The sequence below is a fragment of the Sinosporangium album genome (assembly GCF_900100605.1).
GTDB classification, from domain to species: domain Bacteria; phylum Actinomycetota; class Actinomycetes; order Streptosporangiales; family Streptosporangiaceae; genus Sinosporangium; species Sinosporangium album.
On sequence record NZ_FNCN01000026.1, the window covers coordinates 17,882 to 41,151 of the forward strand.

The window sequence follows — 23,270 nt, forward strand, 5'->3', positions numbered from 1 at the left end:
CATAGCCCAGAAACGATACGATCGTATTGGAATAAGGAGGCCGACCGAGCATGCCCAAGCAGGTGGACTACGAAAGCCGACGCCGCCGGATCGCCGAGGCCGTCTGCCTCCTCGCCGATGAACACGGACCGGAGGGAGTGAGCATGCGCGACGTCGCCGCCCGCGCGCAGGTCTCCCTGGGCGCGGTTCAGCGCTGCTTCCGCAGCAAGGGGGAGATGCTCCTCTTCGCCGTCGACCACGTCGGCGACCGCATCACCGAACGCGTGAGGACTCGCCTGGCCGCAAGCCCGGCCCAGTCAGCCGCCGCCGCCCTGGGCCATGCGGCCGACGAGATCGCCCTGCTCCGCGAAGAACGCCGCGCCGAAGCACGGATCTGGCTCGCGTTCGTCGCTCAGGCCGCTGTCAGCGAGCCACTCGCCGGCCCGCTGAGGACCAGCTACGCGGCCCTCCAGAACCTCCTCGTCCGCCTCATCACGGAGGCCACCGAGAGCGGGTCGGCAGACGAAGGCGCTACGCCGCTCAACCCGGAGCACGAGGCTTGCACTCTGCTCGCCCTCGCCGACGGTCTCACCACCCACGTACTCATAGGCCGCTTGACCGCAGAGGAAGCCGAGGAAGTCCTGCACGCGCATCTGGTCGGCCTCTGGGAACGCCTCCGAAGCACCCGCCCCCGAAAGGCCGTCTGACACCCAGGGCGCTCATGAGATAGCGAAGGCGGCGGGGCAGAGGCTCGGGCTCGACACGCCCGCGGACGCCGCCTGGCCAGGGACGGTGCGTTCCTGGAACGGATCAGCCTGGACGCTCTGGCGTCGGCCGAACGCTGGCGCGACCTCGGGGTCGAGGAACCGGCGGACAGCGGTTGGCGCTGAGAAGGATCTTGATCGCGGTGAGCTGAGGCTGCTCCTGGTTGCGAAGCTTCCTCAGCTCGTTGCCCGGTCCCGGCGGCGGCGTGCGGCGCGGATCTCGGCGTCGGCGACCTTGTCGTCCAACAACGCATACAGCTGGGTGGTTTCGGTGGAGGCGTGCCCGAGGCGGCGGCGCACGGCCTCGATGGAGACGCCGGCGTTGGCCAGGTCGGTGAGGAAGTCGTTGAGATGGCGGGCGAGCGGGTGGGAGCGGCCGAGCTGCTCGGCGAGGACCGGATCCACCGCACCGACCTCCACCACTCGCGAAGTTGCCAGATAACCGGGAAACGAAGCCCGAGTGTCGGGCGACGGCCGCCCAGCTCACGCTACGCCGGTGATCGCTATCCTGCCCGATAACAGAGGTTATCAAGCAACCCTTCTCGTCAGCGCTGAACACCATCCATCCGGGTTCCTACTTCACCGGGCATCGTGCAGAGTTCCGCTTCGAGATCCTCGAGGAAGACCGGCCCGAATGTTCAGTTGATCGCCGCGTCAGAAAGCGCCCCCTGTCGCCGGCAGAGGCGACGCCTTGTCGCGCGTTGTGGTTTCTTCGTCCGACTGGCGCATTGCCCACTCGAGCGGCAGCGCAGCGAACCACATCACGTCGTAGCGCTTGCCCTGCCAAACGCTGTGTGCGCGCATCGTCCCCTCATACACGAACCCGGCTCGGCGAGCCACAGCGACTGAAGCCTCGTTGCCCGCGACAATAGTCAGGAAGACGCGAGCTGCTCCCATGTCGAACAGCCAGCGGGTGAGCAGGATCGCCGCTCGAGTCGCACAGCCGCGACCTCTCGCATCTGGTGCGATCCAGTAACCGAACTGTGCTACGTCCTCGTTGGACCAGTCGTCGACGCCACAGCAGCCGACCAGTTCGCCGGATCTGGTGTCGAGGATTGCGAACGCAACACCAGAGGGCGTCCCAGTCGCAGCAAACGCGCGCCAGTTCAACCCGATCTGGTCGATCACGCCCTCAGCGTCCGTGGTCGACAGCGGCGGCGTCGGGTGCCCCAGCCGGTCGTGTCCACCGTTATAGCGCCGGATCGCTGGGTCGGCGCTTGCTTCGGCCATGAACCGGACGTCATCTCTGGACCAAGGCCGCAGGGTGACCAGGCCGTCGGAGAGCGTCACGACTGGACTTTCGTCAGACATGTTGACCATCCTGCCACCGCGCCGGATCCGGTGGCCGGTGTTCGCCGGGGTGCCCAATATCCCCGGTCCCATGACCGGTTGACCACGGGCTGCCGGCCACGGCACCGCCAGCGGATCCTCGAGGAATAGCCCCTTGTATCGAACTGTCCCGATCTGAACGGCAACGCCCAGCCGGTGAGAATCGGCCCTCGACTGGGCGATCACATTCCGGTCGAAGCTGTCCAGGAAGAAGAACTTCTCCAAGTCCGACAGTGATGGCATCTCGGCAAATGTCCCGTAGGCCACCCTCTGCTCGTCAGACAGAAATTCCGCAGGCATAGCTCGCACGGTATGGACAGAACAATCACTATCAGCTCAGAGTGATTAACACGTTACAGTCGAGAATATTTCGCTCTTCTGCAGTCCATGATCGCTCTCAGCGCCAACGGCTGTCCCCTCGTTCCTCAACCCCGGACCTCCCACCGTGATCAGACCGCAGGGATTGCCCCCGGATTTCACGTGCTGTCGCCCAATCGCCCCTTCAGCGCCTACGAGGCCCTGTTCGACCCGCGCCACGAAACTCAGTGTGAGGCTCCCGAATACGGGCTGACCGTCCGCCAGCCCGCGACGGGACGCCGCCGCATCGGACTACGACGACGCGATCGTAATCAGTCGGCGGGCTTGCCGAACCAGCGGGAGAGGTGGTCGTCCAGGTCCCGCTGATCGTCACCGATCCAGGCGACATGGCCGTCAGGGCGTAGCAGGACGCACGGGACATCCAGCTCCGCAGCGGGATCCGCGAGGTAGTCGACCCGGTCTGACCAGCCGCCGACGGTCAGGCGTTCCGTGCGGTCCAGCAGCAGGCCGCGACCGCGGTGCAGCAGACCGTAGAGGCGGCCCTGTTTCACGTCGATGTCGCGCAGGCGGCGGCCGAGCAGGTCGGGGCCTGCGCCGAAGTCGTAGCGGATGCCGATCGCGGTGATTTTCTCCATCAGATGGCGGTTCACCTCGTTGAAGTCCATCAGTTCGGTGAGCAGCCTGCGCACGGCCTGCGGGCCCGGTTCGGTGGACAGCAGTTCTATCTGGGCTCGGGTGTTGTCCAGCACATCCGCGGCGACCGGACGACGTTCGGCCGGGTAGGTGTCCAGCAGTGTTTCCGGGGCCCAGCCGCGGATCTGTGCGGCCAGTTTCCAGCCGAGGTTGAATGCGTCCTGAACACCTAGGTTGAGGCCCTGCCCGCCGATGGGTGGGTGGATGTGCGCCGCATCGCCGGCCAGCAGCACCCGCCCGAGCCGATAACGTTCGGCCAGCCGGGTGGCATCCCCGAAGCGGGACAGCCAGCGCGGGGAGTGCACGCCGAAATCGGTTCCGGCGATGGTGCGCAACTGTTGTTTGAAATCCTCAAGGGTGGGCGGTTCCGCGCGGTCGCTGACTCCCGCGGCGGGGACCAGGACGCTATAGACCCCTTGGTCGAAGGGCCGGAGCCAGAATCGGTGATGGGGCTCGCGGATTTCGGTCACCTTGGCCGCGATCTCCTCCTGCGGCACGCCCACTTCCATCTCGCCCATCAGCGTCTCGGCCCGCGAGGGCTCGCCGGGGAAGCCGACGCCGAGCAGTTTGCGCACCGTACTGCGCCCGCCGTCACAGCCGACGAGGTAACGCGAACGCAACTGCTCCCCGTCGGCCAGCTCGACGGTCACGCCCTCGTCGTCCTGCTCGAAACCGGCGACCGCGCAACCGCGCCGGACCTGCGCCCCCAGCGCGGTCGCACGCTCTTCAAGCAGATGTTCGATGACCGGCTGCGGGATGCCCAGCAGATAGGAGTACGCGGAATCCAGGCCCTTGGGCACGGGTTTGGGGATGGCGGCGAAGAAACCGCCGGCCGGACGCCGCCTTCCATGCTGGAGAACGCGATCCAGCAGTCCGCGCATCGCCATCAGCTCGAGACTGCGGATATGCAGACCGACGATGCGGACGAACGACACGGGCTCGGTCTCCTTCTCCAGAACGAGTACCCGCACATCATGCAGCCGCAGTTCGGCGGCCAGCATCGCGCCGGTCGGCCCGCACCCGGCGATGATCACATCGAAGATGAGGGGCGTGTGATCGGCGCCGGAGGCCGGCGACTGGAGAGCTCCGGGGGCGTCGCCCACCGTGGAGTCACGCTCGCCCCTGTCGTTCGACGGCGGCTCGGCGGTGACCTGCAGAGAATGCATAGGTGTTGCCTTTCGGGAGTGCCTTGTCAGCGAGGCGCTCCCGGCGACACCTACGTCAATCGCCCGGCCGTGACGGGAAGGGGGAGCACCCACATCGATACAGCGTTCATGGGTCTCACCTCCTCAGGCGGTGTCACGGTCAACTGCAAGCTACAAGCCCGGGCATCACCCCGTCCAATCATTTCCCAGCCACGTGAATCACGACTCCAAACGGGCCCGTACGGCTGCAGGGCGAATCCGGCGCCGTCAACCGGCATAGCGGGCGGCAGCGGCCGTCAACACCGTCGCCATCCGCGCACGGAGCCGTTCCGGGGCGACGATCACGGCGTCCGGCCCCAGCCGGAGCAGGTCGGAGATCGCCTGCTCATCGGACTCGACAGGAAGCTCTACACGTGTCCACCCGTCCGGCTCTGCCGTCGAGGAGCCGAGCAGGGCCTGGACTGTGACCGCGTCCTCCAGGTGCGACAGCCGCTCCACGCCTGTCGGCGACAGCCGTACGACGACCCGGCCCCGGTGCCTCCTGACGTCGAAGTCGGCGATATAGGTTCGCCAGTACGAGGGGAGATCGAAATCCTCGTGCCGTTCGAACTCCTCTTCCAGCACCGTCAGATCCACGACGCGCGAGACTCGATAGGTCCGGAACACCCCGTGCTTGCGCACCACCGCATACCATCGGCCGCCCTTCAGGACGAGCCCGTACGGCTCCACGGTGCGCTCGACCTCGTGCGGTTGCTCCCAGCGCAGGTACCGGACGCGGACCCGGCGTTGGAGTCGCACCGCCCTCGCCATCTCCGGCAGGTGCGGCACCGGATCCCCGTCCTGGTACCAGGATGAGGTGTCCACGTGGAACCGCCGACGAAGCTGCTCGCCGCGGTCACGCACTTGCTCCGGCAGCGTGGCCGCCAGCTTGACCTCCGCTGCCGCCACGGCCGTGCCCAGACCCAGATCAGCGGCCGCGGCGGGCAGCCCGGTGAGGAACAGCGCTTCGGCCTCCTGGCCGGTCAGTCCGGTCAGCCGGGTCCGGTAGCCGTCGAGCAGGCGGAAGCCGCCCCGATGCCCGGCCTGTCCGTACACCGGGACGCCCGCCGTGCTCAGCGACTCGATGTCGCGGTAGATCGTCCGCTCGGACACCTCCAGCCGCTCGGCCAGCTCCCGCGCGGTCAAGTGGTCACGCGCCTGGAGCATCAACAAGATCGCCATGAGTCGGCTCGCCCGCATACCCCGTAATCTACTGACACAAGATGACAGGAGACAGCGCCTACCGTCCTCGTCCGTGAACTACGAAGACTTCGCCGAACGCTATGTCGCCGTCTGGAACGAGACCGACCCCGCCATCCGCCGTACGATGATCTCCGGCCTGTGGGCCCGGGACGGCGTGCAATACACCGACAGCGCCGAATACCTCGGCCCCCAGGCCCTGGAAGCCCGCGTCACCGACGCCCACCACCGCTTCGTCCGCGATGGCGGCCAGCGCTTCCGCGCCGCTGGTGACGCGGTCGGGCACCATGGCGCCGTCCGCTTCACCACCTTCATGGAGCCGGCGGCCGGCGGGGACATCACCTGGACCGGCACTGTCTTCGCCCGGCTCGGCGCCGACGGGCTCATCCGGTCCGATCACCAGTTCGGCGACCCGGCCCGACCCGGCACGAGAACCGTCGTGGACGACTTCCTCCGGTGGCCCCGCCCCGACTTGTACGCCGAGCGAGTCGACTGGCGGGTGAGCTGGCCGGTGTCCGAGCACCCCCTCATCCCGTGGATCAGACCGCGTGGCACCCGGGCCGAGGTCGCCGACCACTACACCACGTTCGCCGAACACTGCACCGGCGAGGTCGCCGTCGATCGTGTCTTCGTCGACGGTCAGGACGCCGTCGTCACCGGCACCAGCAGGCAACTCATCAGATCCACCGGCAAGCGGTTCACCATGGCCTTCGCTCTGCACCTGACCGTTGAGAACGGCCTGATCACCCGCCATCACATGTACGAGGACAGCCTCGCCGTCGCCGAGGCCTTCGCCTAAGGCTCGATAGTCTGCGGGCGCGGCGGTGAAGGCGTCGGGGATGTGGTGGAACGGTTCCAGCGGGATGCCGTCCCATAGTCCGTAGAGGGGGCCGGCGACCTTCCCGAGCGCGGCGGTCGCGATCCAGACGATCCACGAGATCGCCGCGCTCGCCCGCGGCAGCAGCCCGTAGGCGAGCACGCACACCGCCCCGACGCACCAGGCGGCGGGGACCGCGCCCAGCACCCCTGCCAGGAAACGGGGCAGGTCGGTGGCGAGGTCGCCCACGAGCACGGAGTACACCGTGCCGAACACAAGCCCGGAGACGGCCATCAGCGCCGTCGTGCCAAGCCCCGCCACGATGAGATGCCCGCCCGCCCAGCGGAGCCGGCTCACCGCAGTGGCCTGTACGGCTTCCGCACGGCTTGATATCTCCTCCGAGCGCAGGCGCAGTGTCATGAGCACCGGGTAGAGGGCGACGGCGTACGCGAGGATCAGGACCATGTACCAGGAGTAGGGGCCGAGCAGCTCGTCCGCGGACGCGCCGGCGGGCATGCCGAGGGTGGTCCTGATGTTGTCGACGACGATGCTCGGTCGCGAGAGCAGGTCTCGGGCCAGTGGGCTCAGCCCGGCGCCCACCAGCGAGAAGCCCGCCGAGGCGGCGTTCAGCGGGGGATTGCCCAGTCCGGCGTCCAGGTCCCGGCGGCGTCGGGGTCGGCCGCTGCGGCGGCGAGGTGGGCGCGGAGGGTGGCCAGCCCTGGGTGGGGGTTGTCGCGGTGCCACAGGAGCGAGTGCGGGTAGACGGGCGTGGGGTCGGTCACCGGGATGCGGCGCAGGCCGTGGCCGGCGGGCCAGACCAGGCGGGTCTGCCCGCCCATGAAGGTGGCCAGGGCCGGGGTGTCGGCGATGGTGTCGAGGAGCGCGTCGGAGCCGAAGTTGGGGCCGGTCGCCTCGATGGTGAGGCCGAACTCGGCGACGAGGTCGTCATAGTAGGCGGCCCATTCGGTTCCGGGAACGAGGCCGGGCATCCAGATCCGGTGCCCGGCGAGCTGGGTCAGGGTCACCGACCGGGCGGACGCCAGCGCGTGGGCGGGGCCGATGAGGAGCTGGAGTGGTTCGTCGAGCACCCGGACTGACTCGATGTCGTCGGGAAGGGGCCGGCCGGGCATGGCGACGGCGCGGAAGGACGCGTCGATCGCACCGGACCGGAGGGCGGCGAGGGCCGTCTCGATGTTGAACAGCAGCACCACGTCGAGGTCGATCTCGGGCTGCGCGCGGTGGAAGGCGCGCATCAGGCCCGACGCCGCGCTACGCGAGGCGATCATGTCGACGCGCAGCGGACGGCTGCCGGTGCGCACGGACGCGACCGCGCGCTCGGCGACGCGCAGCAGCTCGCGGGCGTGGGGCAGGAACGCCTGCCCGTCGATGGTGAGCTCGGCGCCGCGCGGCGTGCGGGTGAACAGCCGGACGCCGAGGTTGCGCTCCAGCGCGGCGATGCGCTTGGAGACGGCCTGCTGGGTGACCGCCAGCTCGGCGGCGGCTTCCTGGAATTGCCCTGCGTCGGAGGCGGCGACGAAGGTCCGGACGGTGTCGAGGTCCATGCGGACACACCCTACGGGTACAAGCGTTGGTTGTGGCCAACGGCCCCGCAGTTGTTTGATCCCCTGGTACAGCGCGCGCTTTGATGCTTGCGATCGCAATTCGGTTGTGCGAGCGAGTGGCGAGGAGTGTCGGGCATGCGGAGCGGGCACCGGTTGGGGCGGGAGTTCGCGTGGCTCTGGGGAGCGTACGGGAGCAGCGCGCTCGGCACGTGGCTCGCCTTCGGCGCGTTCCCGCTGATCGCGATCCAGGCGTTGCACGCCGGGCCGGCGCAGGTCGCGGCGTTGTCCTCGGTGGGGGCCTTAGTGGGTGCGGCCGTGGCGGTGCCGCTGGGCCCGTGGGTGGAGTTCCGCCGCAAGCGGCCGGTGCTGATCGGGATGGACCTGGTGCGGTTCGCGGCGCTGATGACGATCCCCGCCGCGTACGCGCTCGGCGTGCTTTTCTTCGTCCAGCTCCTGCTGGTCTCGGTCATCGTCGCCACGGCCGACATCACCTTCCGCGCCGCCTCCGGCGCATACCTGAAGACGTTGCTGCCGGCCGAGGACCTGCTCGTCGCCAACGCGCGCTTCGAGTCCACGGCCTGGACGACCACGGTCATCGGACCGCCGCTGGGCGGTGCCGCGATCGGGCTGCTCGGTCCGGTGGTGACGGTGGCGGCCGACGCGGTCAGCTATCTGCTCTCGGCCCTGGGCATCCGCGCGGCGGGCGGCCAGGAGCCGCGGCCCGAGCGCCAGCAGGCCGCGCGCATGCGGGCTGGGGACCTGCTCGACGGTTGGCGGTACATCCTTGCCGACGCGACGCTGCGTCCGCTGTTCTTCAACACCGCTTTGTTCAACGGCCTGGTGATGGCCACCGACGCGCTGCTGGCCGTTCTGATGCTCGGCCAACTCGGGTTCGCTCCGTGGGAGTACGGCCTCGCCTTCGCCGTGCCGGCGGTCGGCGGGCTGTTCGGTTCGTGGCTGGCCCGGCCGCTCGTCACCCGGTTCGGGCAGCACCGGGTTCTGGTCGTGGCCGGGACGCTGCGCGCGATCTGGCCCGTCGGGCTGGTCTTCCTGGGGCCGGGGACCGGTGGGCTGCTGCTGGTGATGGGTGTCGAGTTCGGGCTGATCTTCTGCTGCGGGGTTTTCAACCCCGTCTACGCCACCTACCGCCTCGAGCGCACCGGGCCCGACCGGGTCGCCCGCACGCTGTCCGCCTGGACGGTGACGACCAGAGCCTCGGCCGCGCTCCTGACGGCCGTTTGGGGCATGCTGGGCGGCCTGCTCGGCCCGCACACAGCCATCGGCCTGGTCGGCGTGCTCCTACTGGCGACTCCACTGCTGCTCCCTCGACGCCGGATCCCGTTCCGAATCAACCGGCCCCCGGTCACTCGGCCACCGTGAAGTAGACGGCCGGATCAAAGGAGTCGAGCGCGATCCAGCGCTGCGCCGTCGCTTCGGCGGGCGCTGGGCCGCCGCCCGCCGAAGCGAGGAAGAAGCCCTGCACGTCGAGAGCGATGCGGGGATCGTCGTCGATGCGCCGCGCCCTGTCGTAGTAGACGGCCAGCTCATGGACGCGCCGCGGGGTGGCGGCCGGGCAGGAGCAGTCGACGCTGTCGAGGACGTTTCTGCCTGGTTCCCACGGCGTCAGCGGGTGACCACGTCGTCGCCCTCGCGGGCGGTCAGGTCCTCGGCCCTGGCCCGGGAGGCCGTCTCGTCCGCGGTCGGGCCGCCGACCCGCGCGGGCTCCGGCTCGCCCCCGGCAGCCGCGGGCTTGCGGACCGGGCGCAGGGCGAGCAGCAGTACGGCCGCGCCGACGAACGTGACGAACATGATCCAGACCGCGCCGACATGCATGGCGTGGACGAAGGCGTCGTCGGCGGCCTGCTTGAGCGCGGGCAGGTTCGACGTGGTGGCGACGTGCCGCGCCTGTTCGGCGGAGACCCGCGCCTGCTCCCGTACCGGCCCGGGGACACCGTCCAGCGACGGCTCGATCGCGCGTCGGTACACGATCGACATGATCGTGCCGCCGACGGCGATACCGATCACACTGCCGGTCTGTCGCACGGTGTTGGTGATGGCCGACCCGGCACCGGCCCGCTCCAGCGGCAGCGTGCTGATCAGCGCCGCGGTCACCGGGCCGAGCACCATACCGATGGACAGGCCCTGGACCAGCAGCACGACCTCGATCCAGACGAGGGGCGTGTCCAGTCCGAAGAGCCCGTACGCGCCCATGGTCAGCGCCGCGACGATCAGCGCCGGCACGGCGACGAGCCGCAGCGACCAGCGGTGCACCAGGCGGGCGCCGACGGGCGCGCCGAAGATCGCGCCGAGCGCGGTCGGGAGGCCGGCCAGGCCCGCCTCCATCGGCGAGTAGCCGCGCGCGCCCTGCAGGTAGAACGCGTTGTAGAAGGTGACCGCGGACACGGCGAACAGGAGCAGGCCGAGCGCCACGTTGCCGCCGCCGAACACGCGCTGGGCAAGCAGCCGGGGATCAAAGCTCGGCGTCTTGCTGCGCAGTTCGACGCGGACGAACACGGCCAGCAGGATCAGTCCGCCGACGATCGGCGCCCAGACGTCCGTACGGCCCCAGGCCGCCACCTGACCCGCGCGGATCAGTCCGTAGGCGAGCGCCGCGAGGCCGGTGACGGACAGCAGCATCCCGGCCGGCTCCAGCGGTCGCACGACGGGGCTGCGGAAGTCCGGGACCAGCAGGGCGATGCCGATCAGCGCGAGGACCACGACCGGGACATTGACCAGGAAGACCGAGCCCCACCAGAAGTGGTCGAGCAGCACACCGGCGAGCACCGGGCCCACGGCCATGCCGACACCGGCGGCGGTCGAGGAGATGGCGATCGCGGTCGACCGCGCCGGGCCGGTGAACGTCCATATGAGGATGGCCATGTTGGCCGGCATGATCAGCGCGCTGCCGACGCCCATCGCCGCCCGGGCGGCGATCAGCTGCCCCGCGTCGCCCGCGTACGCCGCCCACACCGAGGACGCGGCGAAGACCACCAGACCTGTCGCGAGCACGACCCGGTGGCCGAAGCGGTCGCCCAGCGCACCCGCGGTGAACATCAAGGTGGCGAAGGCCAGCGTGTACGAGCCAGTGGCCCACTGCAGCTCGGCCGGGCCGGCGTTCAGCCCATGGACCGGGTCCGCAAGGGTCTCCAGGGTGGTACTCAGGATGGTGTTTTCCAGCCAGATCAGCAGCGAACACACCATGAGAACGGCCAGAATCAATTGCTGCCTGGACTTCGGCAACGTGGATGTAGTCATGAACACCTTTGGATGCGCTTTGGAAAAGCTGACGAGCGGACAGTAGGCAACCATCGGGCGTATGTCAATTCTCGGGCGGTCGGCAGCGGTCGGCGATTTTCCGGAGCCTCTGAGGGCATGCCGCCAAGTGCTCTGTCAATTCTTGAAGTTGTGAGCGGACCGGCGGTGTAGTGGGCCCCCGAGGGCATACCGCCAAGCGCCCTGTCAATTTCTGATCCTGTTATTTGACTTCGCATGAATTCCGTGCCCCCGGCCCCGTGTTCTGCCTCTGCTCCGCGCCCTGTCCCGCCCCGTGTGGTAGTGGCCACTGAGACCTGGGGGTGCACCGTGTCCCGCGTCGTGGACTGCACCGTGGATGGGGCGGGGGTGTTCCAAGTGGTCGCGGGCCCAGCGGGTGGCGGTCTCAATCGGTGGAAGGAATTGACCTTGAGAGTGGCTCTACTTCTTGAAGAAGGATCTCCATGGACAATTCCCTTGGCGTTTTGAATCCCAGTGGAGCACGGGGCCGGTCGTTGAGTCCATCAGCTATAGCCCAAAGGTGTTGAGAACCTCCTGGGATTTCCATTGATTTTTGCAGGTGATCGACGCGCCTCAGCGCTGCGGAACCTAGGGGGCCGGTTCGGGGATCGTCCGGAAAATGGGAGCGGTCAGGGGCGGGGGCTCTGGCGGGGAGTGCGTGTTGGCTTGGGCAAAGGTGTCAGGGGTTGATTTGAATTGACCGGATTTCGGGTCGGTTGTGGCTCTGTATGGATTGGGGAGTCACGGTGCGGGCTATCTCATGTAGCGGATTTCACGCACTCCCGATAATCGCTTTGGTGATCAATTAATCACGGGGGGTTATCCTCGGTCGGGAAAGTGATCACTCCGAAAGGTAGATTTCCCATGCGTTCTACACGACGTGCAGCCGTGGCCTTCCTCCTCGCCGCCGCGGTGAGCGGGTTCGCCGCCCCCGCGGCGATGGCCGCCCCGAGTGACCCGGACCCGGTCTCCGGCCTGGCCGGAGGGCTCCTCGGCGGTGCCGGCGGCGCCGACCCGCAGTCCTCGGTGACGGGTCTGATCGGTGGTGCGACGGGCGGCGTCACGGGCGGCGTCACGGGCGGCGGCGTCCCGCTGCCCCCGCTGAGGCGTCTGGTCATCGGCGTCACTGACGGCAGCGACTGGATCTCCAGGGTCGCGTATGCGGTCGCGAGCGATTTCGAATTGAGGCCGGTGAGTTGGGGCAGCACGACTTCAAAGTGATCCGTCTGGGCTGGTTGTGGCCTAGCGTCCGAATGGAACGCGGTTACGCAACGTGACACCGGAACGAAGATGACCTTCTGTCTGTGATCACGGGAGTTCTCACACTGCCACGCTCACGACAGGAGTCACTGCTCGACCGCTGACCCGCCGCGGCCGGAGGGACCCGTGGCCGTGCTCAGTCGCCGGCCAGGGTCTCGCCCAGAGAGGTGCGCTCGTAGTGCACGGATCGACCGGTCCGCGTCCGCGTGACCAGGCCAGATTCGCGCAGCACGGCCAGGTGGCCGCCGACTGCGCCCAGGCTGAGACCCAGCTAGCGGACCAACTGCGTGGTCGTCTCCGGTACCGCGCGCCGGATACACCAGGGCGTACGGCCAGGGCGGCTCGACATAGCTGATGAAGGTGCCGAAGACGGTCGGCATCAGCAGCAGTCCTTTGCCTCCCGGCCGGTACCGCTCCCGCGCGTTCCGGGGACCGGTGCGCACCTCGATCGCACCGTCGGTCCCCTCAGAGCGCCAGCTCACCCGCGGATCCAGGTCGGACAGCGCCGCGGCCCAGCCGTACATGGCAAGGTGCCCTGCGCGGTGCACCAGGTCGCGTTCCTACCTGGTCCGCGCCGCCCCCGGCAGGTCAGGCTAGTTGCGGCGGGGCGGCCCGCACTTCTCGATTCCCGACCAGCGCGGTCACCCGTTTCGCGACGTACGACGACGCGACCTCGGCGGCCGCGACACCCGCAGGAACCCCCGCAACTTGCGCGCCACGCACCTGATGCGTAATGCGCAATGCCGGGTAGGCTCGCCTCGTGAACGACGACGCGATGAACCTCCGGGCACGCAACAAGCAGGCCACCCGTGAGGCGATCAGCCGGGCCGCGCTGCACCTGGCCATCGAGCAGGGCCCCAACGGACTGGCCCTTGTCCGCGTTAACGACATCGCCACGGCCGCCGGAGTATCACCCCGCACGTACAACAACTACTTCTCCAGCAGGGAGGAGGCGATCTGCGCCTTCCAGGCCGACCAGTCCAGGCGCGCGGGGCAGGCGCTGTGCTCCCGGCCCGCCGACGAGCCCCTCAGCGAGGCCGTCATCGAGGCCATGGTCGAGCTCTATACCAACCCGGAACCGGACAAGACCGGTCTGCGCATGATCATGTCGACGCCCGAGCTGGAGGGTGAGGCGCTCAAAGCGTTCACCATGGCGGAGGGCCCCCTCGCCGAGGCGATCGCGGCACGCACCGGCACCGACCTCCGGCACGACCCGCACTCCGCCGTCATGGCCGCCGCGGTCGCCGGCGCCGTCCGCGTGGCGGGACGTTACTGGCTCGGCCCCGGCAGCACCGAGTCCTTCGCCACGGTCCTGCGGCGCACGCTGTCCTGCGTCTTTCCCTCCGCGCCGCCGGACTGAGCATCAACGGGAGCGCTTCGCTCCCGAGGCGGTCGAGGGGGCGTCATTTGCTTCGCCTGGTTTCACGGGGATGTCCGCCGTCTCGCGACTCGCCCCCGGGGCCGCCCGATCTGATCCGCAATCGCCACCTTATGCTGCTAAATGACTGCTTTGTGTAGTTATGGGGGCTGTTGTGAAGATTGCCTGTGTAGGTGGCGGACCCGCTGGTCTGTACTTCGCGATATTGATGAAACGGGTGAACCCATCCCATGAGATCACCGTTTACGAGCGGAACTCTGCCGGGGCGAGCTGCGGCTGGGGGGTGACGTACTGGGAGGAGCTCTTCGACAACCTCCGGCGCGCCGACCCCGAGTCCGCGCAGGCCGTCAAGGAGAGCTCGCTCCACTGGGACCACTGGGCCGTCCATGTCCACGACCAGGCGGCGGTCACGGTGAATCATTGGGACGAGGGCTACGGCATCGGGCGGCGCCAGTTGCTCGGGATCCTCGCCGACAGGGCCCGCGCCCTCGGGGTGCGCACAGAGTTCGAGCGCGAGATCGCAAGTGAGGACGAACTGGCCGGCACCGACCTCATCGCCGCCGCGGACGGGGCGGGCAGCGTGCTGCGCGGGCGCCACGCCGACCACTTCGGCACGGAGATCGCGGTCGGCCGGAACGTCTACACCTGGCTCGGCACCACCAAGATCTTCGACTGCTTCACCTTCTCGTTCGTGGAGACCCCGCACGGCTGGATCTGGTGTTACGGCTACGGCTTCAGCGAGGGCCACAGCACCTGTGTCGTGGAATGCTCGCCCGCGACCTGGAGGGGGCTTGAGCTCGACCAGGCGAGCGAGGCCGAAGGCCTGGTCATCCTGGAGAAGCTCTTCGCGGACATCCTGGACGGCCACCCGCTGATCGGCCGGACGTGCGAGCACGGCGGCGCGCACTGGCTCAACTTTCAGACCCTGACCAACCGGACGTGGCACCGCGGCAATCTCGTCCTGCTGGGGGACGCCGCGCACACCACGCACTACTCCGTCGGCGCGGGCACCGCCCTCGCGCTGGGGGATGCCGCCTTCCTGGTCAACGCGTTGCACGAGGACCCGCGGCTTGAGTCTGCCCTGTCCCGCTATGAGCGGAAACGCCAGTCGGCAATCATGTCCGTCCAGCGCGCGGCCCGCTACAGCGCCCAGTGGTACGAGAACCTCCCGCGCTATGCCGGCCTTCCGCCGCGGCAGATGGTCGCGCTGCTCGGCCGGCGGTACTCTCAGGTGCTTCCGCACGTTCCGCCGCGACTCTACTACCGGATCAACCAGGTGGCCGAGTGGTTCGAGGCGAGGCGCGGGTCCACGGGCGGGCCTGAGGCCGGAGGACCGGAGAGGCCGGGGCGTCCGGACGAGATCGGCGCGCACTGATCGTGCGCCTCGACTGCGGTCGGAATCGCATGAGAAATCCCAGGTCGGCGGGTGTTATGGGTCGCCTCGGCGGGGTTGGAACGCGCGGGGCGCACCCCCGGCCGATGCGCTGAAACCGGCCGGGCTGCCGCCCCGTTTCGGAAACTCCGGCTGACATTCCCGGCAAAGGTCTGGCGTAGGCGTTGCATGACCATGCGGTGGTGTGTATATATTTCTACTCGTGTCTAAGGTGCTCACCTCCCTGCCTGTCGGTGAACGTGTCGGGATCGCCTTCTCCGGAGGGCTCGACACGTCGGTAGCCGTCGCGTGGATGCGCGACAAGGGCGCAGTTCCCTGCGCCTACACCGCTGACGTCGGCCAATACGACGAACCCGACATCGCCTCGGTCCCGGGGCGCGCCACGGCGTACGGCGCCGAAGTCGCCCGGCTGGTCGACTGCCGGGCGGCCCTCGTGGAAGAGGGGTTCGCGGCGCTGGCCTGCGGAGCGTTCCACATCCGGTCCGGCGGCCGGACCTACTTCAACACCACGCCGCTCGGGCGCGCGGTCACCGGCACCCTGCTGGTGCGCGCGATGCTTGAGGACAGGGTGCAGATCTGGGGCGACGGCTCCACCTTCAAGGGCAACGACATCGAGCGGTTCTACCGCTACGGCCTGCTCGCCAACCCCTCCCTGCGCATCTACAAGCCGTGGCTCGACGCCGACTTCGTCGCCGAGCTCGGCGGGCGCAAGGAGATGTCGGAGTGGCTGCTCACCCACGGCCTGCCGTACCGCGACAGCACCGAGAAGGCCTACTCCACCGACGCGAACCTCTGGGGCGCGACCCACGAGGCCAAGTCGCTCGAACACCTCGACACGGGCATCGAGATCGTCGACCCGATCATGGGGGTGCGGTTCTGGGACCCCTCGGTCGAGATCGCCGCCGAGGACGTCACCATCGGCTTCGAGCAGGGCCGGCCCGTGACGATCAACGGCAAGGAGTTCGCCTCCCCGGTCGACCTGGTGCTGGAGGCCAACGCCATCGGCGGCCGGCACGGCCTGGGCATGTCCGACCAGATCGAGAACCGCGTCATCGAGGCCAAGAGCCGCGGCATCTACGAGGCGCCGGGCATGGCGCTGCTGCACACCGCCTACGAGCGGCTGGTCAACGCGGTCCACAACGAGGACACCGTCGCCGTCTACCACAGCGAGGGGCGCAGGCTCGGCCGGCTGCTCTACGAGGGCCGCTGGCTGGACCCGCAGGCGCTCATGCTGCGCGAGTCGCTGCAGCGCTGGGTCGGCACCGCGATCACCGGCGAGGTGACCCTGCGCCTGCGGCGCGGCGAGGACTACTCGATCCTCGACACCTCCGGCCCGGCGTTCAGCTACCACCCGGACAAGCTCTCCATGGAACGCGTCGAGGACGCCGCTTTCGGGCCCGTCGACCGCATCGGCCAGCTCACCATGCGCAACCTCGACATCGCCGACTCCCGCGCCAAGCTTGAGCAGTACGCCAGGCTCGGCCTGGTCGGCAGCGCGCATCCGATGCTGATCGCCGCCACGCAGACGCCCGCCTCCGAGCTGATCGGCGCCTTGCCCGAAGGCGGGGCCGAGGCGATCGCCTCCAGCGGCGAGGCGCCCGACGGCGAGCTGCTCGACAACGCCGCCATGGAGTTCGGCAGCGACTGACCGCTCACCCCGGAGTCGGCTCAGGCCAGGCTCCGGGGCACGATGGTGTCCGTACGGCGGCGCCGGGTCTTCCCGGCGCCGCCGTACGGCTTTCACGGCGGTGGTCCTTGCGCGACGCCGGCGATGACCGTGGTCACGGCCTTGTGTACGGCGTGAGCCCCCGGAGGGGCGGCCGTGCGGTCGGCGAACAGCAGATGCCCGGTTCCGACGAGGGTGCCGGCGAGCACGTCGAGGTCGGCGTCGGCCGCGATGCGGCCGAGGTCGCGTTCGGCGCCGAGGTAGGAGGCGATCACGGCCGCGGCCTCGGTGAGGAGGGGGACGCCGACCGGGGTGGTCTGGCGCAGCCGGGTGCGCAGGACATCCCGCGAGGTGACGAGGCCGACGATCGCCACGGCGACGGATCCGAACAGGTCGGTCAGGACGCCGGTGAGGTTGCCCGCGACGGTGCCGGCGCCGGCGGAGGCCCGTAGGTCGGCGGCCAGGGTGTCGATGCGGGCGACGCGGTCCAGCACGAGCTCCGCGAGGAAGGCGTCGAAGTCGACGAAGTGCCGGTGGAGCACGCCTTTGGCGCAGCCCGCCTCCGTGGTGACCGCCCGGCTGGTCAGGGCGCTCGGCCCGTCCCGCAGCAGAACGCGTTCGGCCGCGTCGAAGAGTTGTCGGCGCGCGTCATGGAGGGCTGTGCCCGTTGGCATTGCGCTTGTCCCTGTTCCGCTTGACGAGTGGGCATGCGCCCACTCATAGTGGGCGCATGCCCACTATACGGCCAGAGCGTGAACCACATCGAGAGCGCCGCATGGCGGAGTCCTTCGGCTCCGACCCCGAACGCTACGACCGGGCCCGGCCCCGATACCCCGAGGCCATGGTGGAGGCGATCGTCGCCGCCGCCCCCGGGCCCGACGTCCTCGACGTCGGCATCGGCACAGGAATAGCCGCCCGGCAGTTCCAGGCGGCCGGCTGCACAGTGCTGGGCGTCGACGTCGACACCCGGATCGCCGAGTTCGCGCGCCGCGGCGGGCTGGAGGTCGAGGTGGCGCCCTTCGAAGCCTGGGACCCCGCCGGTCGGACGTTCGACGCGGTCGTCGCCGGGCAGACCTGGCACTGGATCGACCCGGTCGCGGGAGCGGCCAAGGCGGCCGAGGTGCTCCGGCCCGGTGGCCGGCTGGCTGTGTTCTGGAACGTCTTCCGGCCTTCGCCCGAGGTCGCGGAGGCCTTCGCCGGGGTCTACCGCCGCATCCTGCCTGACTTGCCGTACAACGCCTGGGCGGCGTCCTCCCTCGACGGATACTCGGCGCTGTCCGCCAAGGCGGCCGAAGGGGTACGGCGGGCGGGCGCGTTCGACGACCCTGAACAGTGGCGGTTCGACTGGCAGCGCTCCTACACCCGCGACGAGTGGCTGGACCAGCTGCCCACCAGCGGCGAAGCCGCCCGGATCCCCCCGGCCGCGATGGAGGAGCTGCTGGCGGGCTTCGGCGCCGCGATCGACACGATGGGCGGCGCCTTCACGATGCGCTACGCCGCGGTGGTGGTGACCGCGGCGCTCAGCCGTACGGACGCACCGGGTTGACGCGGGCCTTCACGGTGCCCTGCGGCCTTCACGATGTCCTGCGATCGAAGCCGTACCGACCCCGTGCGGGCGATCCGGTCGCCTGACACGTCCGGATCGCCCGCCTCGTCAGCGTCGTGTCTCCGAGGTTCCGTTCGGGTGGAGCACGACCTTGATCCACCCATCGTCGCGAGCGTCGAAGTGCTCATAGGCCATCGGGGCCTCATCGAGCTTGAGCTCCTGGGTGACGACGAAGCCGGGCTCGGCCTTGCCTCCGGCGATCAGGTCGCGCAGGGCCCGGTTGTACCTCTTCACGGGGGCTTGACCGGTGCCCAGCCTGTGCCCCTTCGACCACAGCAGGCCGAAGTCGATGGGGATCTTCCCGCGCGCCGCGAGTTCGCCCTGCGCTTCGGCGCCGCCCGGGTCACGTGGCAGGAACACGCCCACCACGCCGATCTGGCCGCCGAAGCGGATGGCGTCGATCAGAACGTTGAGTGCCAGGCTGGCGTCCTCATGGCCTTCGGCGTCATGCGCCTGGTAACCGACGCATTCACAACCGTTGTCCGCACCCAGCCCGAAGGTGGCCTCCTTGACGACCTCGACGGGGTCCTCCTTGTTGATGTCGATCGGGATGGCCCCGATCTCCTCGGCGACGCGCAGCCGGTCGCGGTGGCGATCGGCCACCCACACCCGGCCCGCGCCTCTGAGGATGGCCGAGTAGGCCGCCATCAGCCCGATCGGGCCCGCGCCCATGACGAGGGTCTGGTCTCCGGGTTTGACGCCGGCCATCTCGGTGGCGTGGTAGCCGGTGGGGAAGATGTCGGACAGCATCACGTAGTCGAGCTGGCGTTCGACCGCGTCCTCGCCGAGGCGCAGCGCGTTGAAATCGCCGTACGGCACGCGCAGCAGTTCGGCCTGACCGCCCTGGTAGGGCCCCATGTCGGCGTAGCCGTACGCCGCTCCGCCCTTGGACCGCTCGGGGCGCATGGTCAGGCAGAAGTTCGTCAGCCCCCGCTCGCAGTCCTTGCAGAAGCCGCAGGCGATGTTGAACGGCAGGACGACATACTCGCCGACCTGGACCTTGCGTACGGCGGAGCCGACCTCGACGACGCGGCCCAGGTTCTCGTGGCCCATGACCCGGCCGGGTTCGAAGGAGGTGCGCCCTTCGTACATGTGCAGGTCGGACCCGCAGATGTTGGTGCTGGTGATCTTCACGAGGATGTCGCAGGGATGCTCGATCTTCGCATCGGGCACATCTTTCACGGCGACCGTCCGCGGCCCCTCGTACACCGCTGCCTTCATGATGCCTCCTCTCCCGCCGACACGCCGCCGACATGCCGTCGGCACACTGCCGATACGGCGGTGGCGGAGCGGCCGTGCGGCCCAACGAGGTAACCGGGCGATGGCCCCTGTGCGGCTCATCGGCACGCCACATTCCGGGCCCCTAAGTCCCCTCTATTCGTCCGTTCCACTCGAAGTCCAGGTGAAACATCCCATTTGTCCCACAGGGAGGTCAGGGTCTCTTCGAATGCGGCGGCTCAGCCGTACGGATGCACCAGGCCGGCCTCATAGGCGATGATCGCCGCCTGCACCCGGTTGGTGAGCCCGAGCCGGAGCAGGATGGCGCTGACGTGGGCCTTCACGGTGCCTTCCGAGAGGAACAGCTCACGTGCGATGTCCTGGTTAGCGAGCCCGCGCCCCACGAGGGTGAGCACGTCGCGCTCGCGTGGCGTCAGCATGTCCACCTGGGCGCGGGCCGCGGCGGTGCGGGAGAGATGGCCGCCGGTGAGGCGGGTGATGACCTTCCTGGCGATTCTGGGCGACATGTAGGCCCCGCCCTCGGCGACCGCCCGAAGGCCGAAGATCAACTCTCTGGGGTCGGCGGCTTTGAGGAGAAACCCGCCCGCTCCCGCCTCCAGGGCTCCGGCGACGTAGTCGTCCTCGTCGAAGGTGGTCAGCATGACGACCCCGACCTCGGGCATCGAGGCACGCAGTACGGCGGCGGCCGACAGCCCGTCGAGTCGCGGCATGCGGACGTCCAGCAGGGCGATGTCGGGCCGGTGGGCACGCACCTGCTCGACGGCTTCCCGCCCGTCCGCGGCCTCGGCGACCACCTCGATGCCGGGGTCGGCGGAGAGAACCGCCTTGATCCCGGCCCGGATCATGGCCTCGTCATCGGCCAGCACCACCCGGATCACGCTTCCCCCTCCACGCCACGACATAGTAGGCAGGACATCACAAACCACAGCTGGTCACACTTCGCCTCGCGGAAGGCTCGCGGTCACCGTGAACCGGCCGTCATCGGCTCCCGCGCGGAACGTGCCCCCGAGAAGCCGGACTCTTTCCTGCAGACCGCTCAGACCGTTTCCGCCGCCGACGGAGGCGCGGGCCCCGCCGATGCCGTCCTCCGGAGGTTCGGGCCACTCGGCAACGGCGTTGCTCACAGTGACAGTCACCGCCTCGCCGGTCCGCCCCACCCGCACCTCCACCTCCGCGCCCGTCGCGTGGCGCGCGGCGTTGGTCAGCGCCTCCTGGACCATCCGGTGCACCGCGCGGTCCACCAGCGGCGGCAAGGGGTGGTCCTCGCCGTCGCACCGGTATGCGATCGACATGCCGGCGTCACGCGCGCGTTCGACGAGCGCGTCGAGCGTCTCGTTCGCCGGCTCGACCGGCGCGGCCACGTCGGTCGGGCGCAGCACCGCGAGAGTACGGCGGAGCCGGTCTGTCGCGGTCACCGCGGAGGCCCGCAGAGCGGACGCCGCCTCCCGGTTGTGCTCGTCCATGTCGGCGGCGAGCTCCAGTGCTCCCGCGCGGAGCGCGATCAGCGCCAGCTCATGGCCGAGCGAATCGTGCATGTCGGCGGCGATACGAGCGCGCTCCTGGAGCCTGACCCGTTCGGCGATCAGTTCCTGTTCGCGTGCCATCCGGACGAGGCGCTCCCGCGCCGTCTCCACCAGCTCGGCCTGCTGCCGCCGGAAGCGGCCGGCGAGCCACGGCAGTGTGACGAACATAATCAGGGCCAGTACGGCGCCGACGCCGTTCTCGACATCGACGGCCATGGAGAGGAGTCCGGCGGCGAGGAAACCTCCCATGAGCGGCCAGTCCCGGCGCACCGGCAGGTGGCGGCCGTGCAGGTAACCAGCGACAGCGAGGGCGCCGAAGAGAAATTGCCGCCACAGGGGGATGTGGTCAAGGTGCAGTCCATTGACGAGTACACCTACCGCGATTGCCGCCAGGATCGCACCGTTTCTCACCTGTTCGACCTTACCGATCGCAGCCTGAACAACCGACTCGCCGCAGTCGCGGCACCCGCCGCGGCCATGACTCCCAAGGTGATCGTCAGAGCGGGGTAGTAGGTGAGCTGCTCCCAGGTCACCGTCCTGCCGTTCATGAGAAAGGAGATCAGATCCGGATAGGCGGCCAGGACCGGCAGCGGCGCAAGAGCCGGGCTGAGGCGCACGGCGATCCGCCACGCCCGCCTCGTGCCGTACGTGGCCGCCCACCTGCGCGATCGTGCGACGCCCAGGATGCCCAGCCCGGCCGACACCGCGGTGATGAGGCCCAAGGTCAGCTCGATCTGCTGTCGTCCGCCGCCGGGCTTCTCAGGCGTCACGCCCTGGCTCAGCGCGACCAGGCCGCCGAGCACTGTATAGGTGTCGTCTTGGAGTGCGGTGCCGTTCGTCATGACGGCGAAGCCGTAGCCCGTGCCGGGGGCGATCGCCTGGACGGCGGAGTAGGTGAACAGATTGCCGGAGTGCACCAGCAGGGGAGTGCCGTGCAAGGTCTCCTCGCTCCAGCCCATGGCGTAATCGTGCACGGCGGAGGGCGCGTGCATGGTGCGCAGACTCTCCCGCGTGACAAGCCGCGTGCTGCCGGCGCCGTTCTGAGCCATCAGCCATCGGCCCATATCGGTGGCCGTGGTGATAACGCCGCCGCTGCCGCCCAGGTTGAGGAAGCCCCGGATTTCGGGGCGCGGCAGCCAGGCGCCGTACAGCGAGACGAAGCCGTCCGCGGGCTTGACCGTGGGGTCTCCTACGGCGCTGCCGGACATGCCGAGCATGCCGAACACGTGCTGCCGCATGTAATCGCCGAAGCTCTGGCCGCCGGCGACCTCGACCAGACGGGCCGCCAGGTCGAAGTTGACGTTGCAGTACTCGTAGCGCGTGCCCGGCTCGGCCCTCAGGGTGCCGGCCTTGAGGGTCGCGACGTAGTCGGCGAGTGACGCGGTCGCGTGGGCCGCCCCGATGTCGACGGTGGTGTCCGACAGGCCCGACGTCTGGTTGAGCAGGTGGCGCACGGTGATACGGCCGGCCCGGGGGTCGGCCATCCGGAAGCCCGGTAACTGCGAGGCCACCGGCTCGTCCAGGGCGATCTTGCCGTCCTCGACCAGTGTCATCACCGCCGCGGCCGTGAACGATTTGGTGAGCGAGGCGACCCGCATCGGGGTGCGCTCGGTGATCGCCGCCCCGAGAGAGTCCCGCCCGTATCCCGCGGCGTGCACCACCGTGTCGCCGCGGGTGACGACGACCGACAAGCCCGGCAGTCCCGTGGATTCTATGGCCGTTTTCAGATAGGCGTCGAAGTCGGCCGCCGAGGGCGGCGACGTCGGCACGGCGGGCGTCGGCGAAGCCGTGGTGAGGGTTGTGGCCAGGCCGACGCTCGCCGCCAGAGTGAGGAACGCGAGTTTCATAGGACGAACCTAGAAATCGGCGTCATGCAAGGAATCCGACCGGTGTCCAGTGCCACCCCTGACTTTCGTCGGGGGTGGTCGCGGGCGTCCGTGTCGGCGCTACGGTCGGCCGACAATCCTGCTCACACCGCTGATTGAAGGTTGTTGGCAAGTGTCTTGGGAATACAGGCGTAAAGTCTCAAATAGCATTTCAATGAGAAACTTGAAGGTGTGAGAGGACGCCCCCATCGGGGGTGGTT

General features: G+C 69.0%; 19 protein-coding genes and 1 pseudogene. 8 read left to right on the plus strand and 12 right to left on the minus strand.

The window, feature by feature from the left end:
* Positions 1–50 precede the first annotated feature (50 nt).
* A complete protein-coding gene (locus BLQ73_RS22985; RefSeq protein WP_093173237.1) occupies positions 51–686 on the plus strand; it encodes a TetR/AcrR family transcriptional regulator in 636 nt (211 codons plus the stop codon).
* A gap of 234 nt (positions 687–920) precedes the next feature.
* Here BLQ73_RS22985 and BLQ73_RS22990 read toward each other — a convergent pair whose 3' ends face one another.
* The 5 genes and pseudogenes from BLQ73_RS22990 to BLQ73_RS23005 all read right to left on the minus strand — a co-directional run bounded on the left by BLQ73_RS22990 (position 921) and on the right by BLQ73_RS23005 (position 5,467).
* Complete coding sequence (locus tag BLQ73_RS22990) at positions 921–1,148, minus strand: site-specific integrase (RefSeq protein WP_093173239.1); 228 nt, start codon at positions 1,146–1,148, stop codon at positions 921–923.
* 249 nt (positions 1,149–1,397) lie between these two features.
* Entirely contained in the window at positions 1,398–2,126 is a 729-nt protein-coding gene (locus tag BLQ73_RS22995; RefSeq protein WP_420820035.1) for a GNAT family N-acetyltransferase, read from the minus strand.
* 21 nt (positions 2,127–2,147) lie between these two features.
* Positions 2,148–2,372, minus strand: a pseudogene (locus BLQ73_RS35095) (DUF4158 domain-containing protein); the annotation flags it as partial.
* 329 nt (positions 2,373–2,701) lie between these two features.
* Positions 2,702–4,126 (minus strand): rifampin monooxygenase, encoded by a 1,425-nt coding sequence (rox, locus tag BLQ73_RS23000; protein WP_218125972.1) that lies wholly within the window; start codon positions 4,124–4,126, stop codon positions 2,702–2,704.
* A 369-nt stretch (positions 4,127–4,495) separates the two neighbouring features.
* Entirely contained in the window at positions 4,496–5,467 is a 972-nt protein-coding gene (locus BLQ73_RS23005; RefSeq protein ID WP_093173245.1) for a helix-turn-helix transcriptional regulator, read from the minus strand.
* A 55-nt stretch (positions 5,468–5,522) separates the two neighbouring features.
* Here BLQ73_RS23005 and BLQ73_RS31605 point away from each other — a divergent pair, with 55 nt between their 5' ends.
* Positions 5,523–6,266: a nuclear transport factor 2 family protein gene (locus BLQ73_RS31605; RefSeq protein ID WP_218125969.1), complete on the plus strand. Its 744-nt coding sequence runs from the start codon at positions 5,523–5,525 to the stop codon at positions 6,264–6,266.
* A 644-nt stretch (positions 6,267–6,910) separates the two neighbouring features.
* On the opposite strand, the gene BLQ73_RS23015 is transcribed toward BLQ73_RS31605, so the two are convergent.
* Positions 6,911–7,846 carry a LysR family transcriptional regulator gene (locus BLQ73_RS23015; protein WP_093173247.1) on the minus strand — a complete coding sequence of 312 codons (936 nt, stop codon included), beginning with the start codon at positions 7,844–7,846 and terminating at the stop codon, positions 6,911–6,913.
* A gap of 135 nt (positions 7,847–7,981) precedes the next feature.
* On the opposite strand from BLQ73_RS23015, the gene BLQ73_RS23020 reads away from it, so the two are divergent.
* Complete coding sequence (locus BLQ73_RS23020) at positions 7,982–9,226, plus strand: MFS transporter (RefSeq protein ID WP_093173249.1); 1,245 nt, start codon at positions 7,982–7,984, stop codon at positions 9,224–9,226.
* A 243-nt stretch (positions 9,227–9,469) separates the two neighbouring features.
* Here the strand turns inward: BLQ73_RS23020 and BLQ73_RS23030 are convergent, their stop codons facing one another.
* The gene (locus BLQ73_RS23030) at positions 9,470–11,101 is read right to left on the minus strand and encodes an MFS transporter (protein ID WP_093173251.1); all 1,632 of its coding nucleotides are present in this window, start codon (positions 11,099–11,101) and stop codon (positions 9,470–9,472) included.
* Between the two features lie 882 nt (positions 11,102–11,983).
* Here BLQ73_RS23030 and BLQ73_RS23035 point away from each other — a divergent pair.
* From BLQ73_RS23035 to argG, 4 genes are all read left to right on the plus strand, one after another.
* On the plus strand, positions 11,984–12,340 hold the full coding sequence (locus BLQ73_RS23035; protein WP_143020391.1) for a hypothetical protein: 357 nt from the start codon (positions 11,984–11,986) through the stop codon (positions 12,338–12,340).
* Between the two features lie 799 nt (positions 12,341–13,139).
* Positions 13,140–13,739 carry a TetR/AcrR family transcriptional regulator gene (locus tag BLQ73_RS23045; protein ID WP_093173255.1) on the plus strand — a complete coding sequence of 200 codons (600 nt, stop codon included), beginning with the start codon at positions 13,140–13,142 and terminating at the stop codon, positions 13,737–13,739.
* Positions 13,740–13,899: 160 nt separating this feature from the next.
* Positions 13,900–15,132, plus strand: a complete 1,233-nt coding sequence (locus BLQ73_RS23050) for an FAD-dependent monooxygenase (RefSeq protein ID WP_338056644.1) — start codon at positions 13,900–13,902, stop codon at positions 15,130–15,132.
* A 220-nt stretch (positions 15,133–15,352) separates the two neighbouring features.
* Positions 15,353–16,798, plus strand: a complete 1,446-nt coding sequence (gene argG / locus BLQ73_RS23055) for an argininosuccinate synthase (protein WP_093173259.1) — start codon at positions 15,353–15,355, stop codon at positions 16,796–16,798.
* A gap of 92 nt (positions 16,799–16,890) precedes the next feature.
* Here the strand turns inward: argG and BLQ73_RS23060 are convergent, their stop codons facing one another.
* The gene (locus BLQ73_RS23060) at positions 16,891–17,490 is read right to left on the minus strand and encodes a TetR/AcrR family transcriptional regulator (RefSeq protein ID WP_093173261.1); all 600 of its coding nucleotides are present in this window, start codon (positions 17,488–17,490) and stop codon (positions 16,891–16,893) included.
* Between the two features lie 56 nt (positions 17,491–17,546).
* On the opposite strand from BLQ73_RS23060, the gene BLQ73_RS23065 reads away from it, so the two are divergent.
* Positions 17,547–18,362 carry a class I SAM-dependent methyltransferase gene (locus BLQ73_RS23065; protein ID WP_093173263.1) on the plus strand — a complete coding sequence of 272 codons (816 nt, stop codon included), beginning with the start codon at positions 17,547–17,549 and terminating at the stop codon, positions 18,360–18,362.
* A 108-nt stretch (positions 18,363–18,470) separates the two neighbouring features.
* Here the strand turns inward: BLQ73_RS23065 and BLQ73_RS23070 are convergent, their stop codons facing one another.
* The 4 genes from BLQ73_RS23070 to BLQ73_RS23085 all read right to left on the minus strand — a co-directional run bounded on the left by BLQ73_RS23070 (position 18,471) and on the right by BLQ73_RS23085 (position 23,031).
* Positions 18,471–19,643, minus strand: a complete 1,173-nt coding sequence (locus tag BLQ73_RS23070; RefSeq protein ID WP_093173265.1) for a glutathione-independent formaldehyde dehydrogenase — start codon at positions 19,641–19,643, stop codon at positions 18,471–18,473.
* 236 nt (positions 19,644–19,879) lie between these two features.
* Positions 19,880–20,539, minus strand: coding sequence for a response regulator (locus BLQ73_RS23075; RefSeq protein WP_093173267.1), 660 nt, complete (start codon positions 20,537–20,539; stop codon positions 19,880–19,882).
* A gap of 54 nt (positions 20,540–20,593) precedes the next feature.
* The gene (locus tag BLQ73_RS23080) at positions 20,594–21,595 is read right to left on the minus strand and encodes a sensor histidine kinase (protein WP_093173269.1); all 1,002 of its coding nucleotides are present in this window, start codon (positions 21,593–21,595) and stop codon (positions 20,594–20,596) included.
* Positions 21,592–23,031 (minus strand): serine hydrolase domain-containing protein, encoded by a 1,440-nt coding sequence (locus tag BLQ73_RS23085; RefSeq protein ID WP_093173271.1) that lies wholly within the window; start codon positions 23,029–23,031, stop codon positions 21,592–21,594. Before BLQ73_RS23085 ends, BLQ73_RS23080 begins: the two co-directional genes overlap by 4 nt.
* Positions 23,032–23,270 lie beyond the last annotated feature (239 nt).

What these genes read in the sequence shown, in the direction of transcription:
- BLQ73_RS22995 (WP_420820035.1), bottom strand. Translation starts at nt 2,126, where the DNA reads ATGGGACCGGGGATATTGGGCACCCCGGCGAACACCGGCCACCGGATC.
- BLQ73_RS23020 (WP_093173249.1), top strand. Translation starts at nt 7,982, where the DNA reads ATGCGGAGCGGGCACCGGTTGGGGCGGGAGTTCGCGTGGCTCTGGGGA.
- BLQ73_RS23085 (WP_093173271.1), bottom strand. Translation starts at nt 23,031, where the DNA reads ATGAAACTCGCGTTCCTCACTCTGGCGGCGAGCGTCGGCCTGGCCACA.
- BLQ73_RS22985 (WP_093173237.1), top strand. Translation starts at nt 51, where the DNA reads ATGCCCAAGCAGGTGGACTACGAAAGCCGACGCCGCCGGATCGCCGAG.
- BLQ73_RS23065 (WP_093173263.1), top strand. Translation starts at nt 17,547, where the DNA reads ATGCCCACTATACGGCCAGAGCGTGAACCACATCGAGAGCGCCGCATG.
- BLQ73_RS23030 (WP_093173251.1), bottom strand. Translation starts at nt 11,101, where the DNA reads ATGACTACATCCACGTTGCCGAAGTCCAGGCAGCAATTGATTCTGGCC.
- BLQ73_RS23070 (WP_093173265.1), bottom strand. Translation starts at nt 19,643, where the DNA reads ATGAAGGCAGCGGTGTACGAGGGGCCGCGGACGGTCGCCGTGAAAGAT.
- BLQ73_RS23035 (WP_143020391.1), top strand. Translation starts at nt 11,984, where the DNA reads ATGCGTTCTACACGACGTGCAGCCGTGGCCTTCCTCCTCGCCGCCGCG.
- BLQ73_RS23050 (WP_338056644.1), top strand. Translation starts at nt 13,900, where the DNA reads ATGGGGGCTGTTGTGAAGATTGCCTGTGTAGGTGGCGGACCCGCTGGT.
- BLQ73_RS23060 (WP_093173261.1), bottom strand. Translation starts at nt 17,490, where the DNA reads ATGCCAACGGGCACAGCCCTCCATGACGCGCGCCGACAACTCTTCGAC.
- BLQ73_RS23015 (WP_093173247.1), bottom strand. Translation starts at nt 7,846, where the DNA reads ATGGACCTCGACACCGTCCGGACCTTCGTCGCCGCCTCCGACGCAGGG.
- BLQ73_RS23005 (WP_093173245.1), bottom strand. Translation starts at nt 5,467, where the DNA reads ATGCGGGCGAGCCGACTCATGGCGATCTTGTTGATGCTCCAGGCGCGT.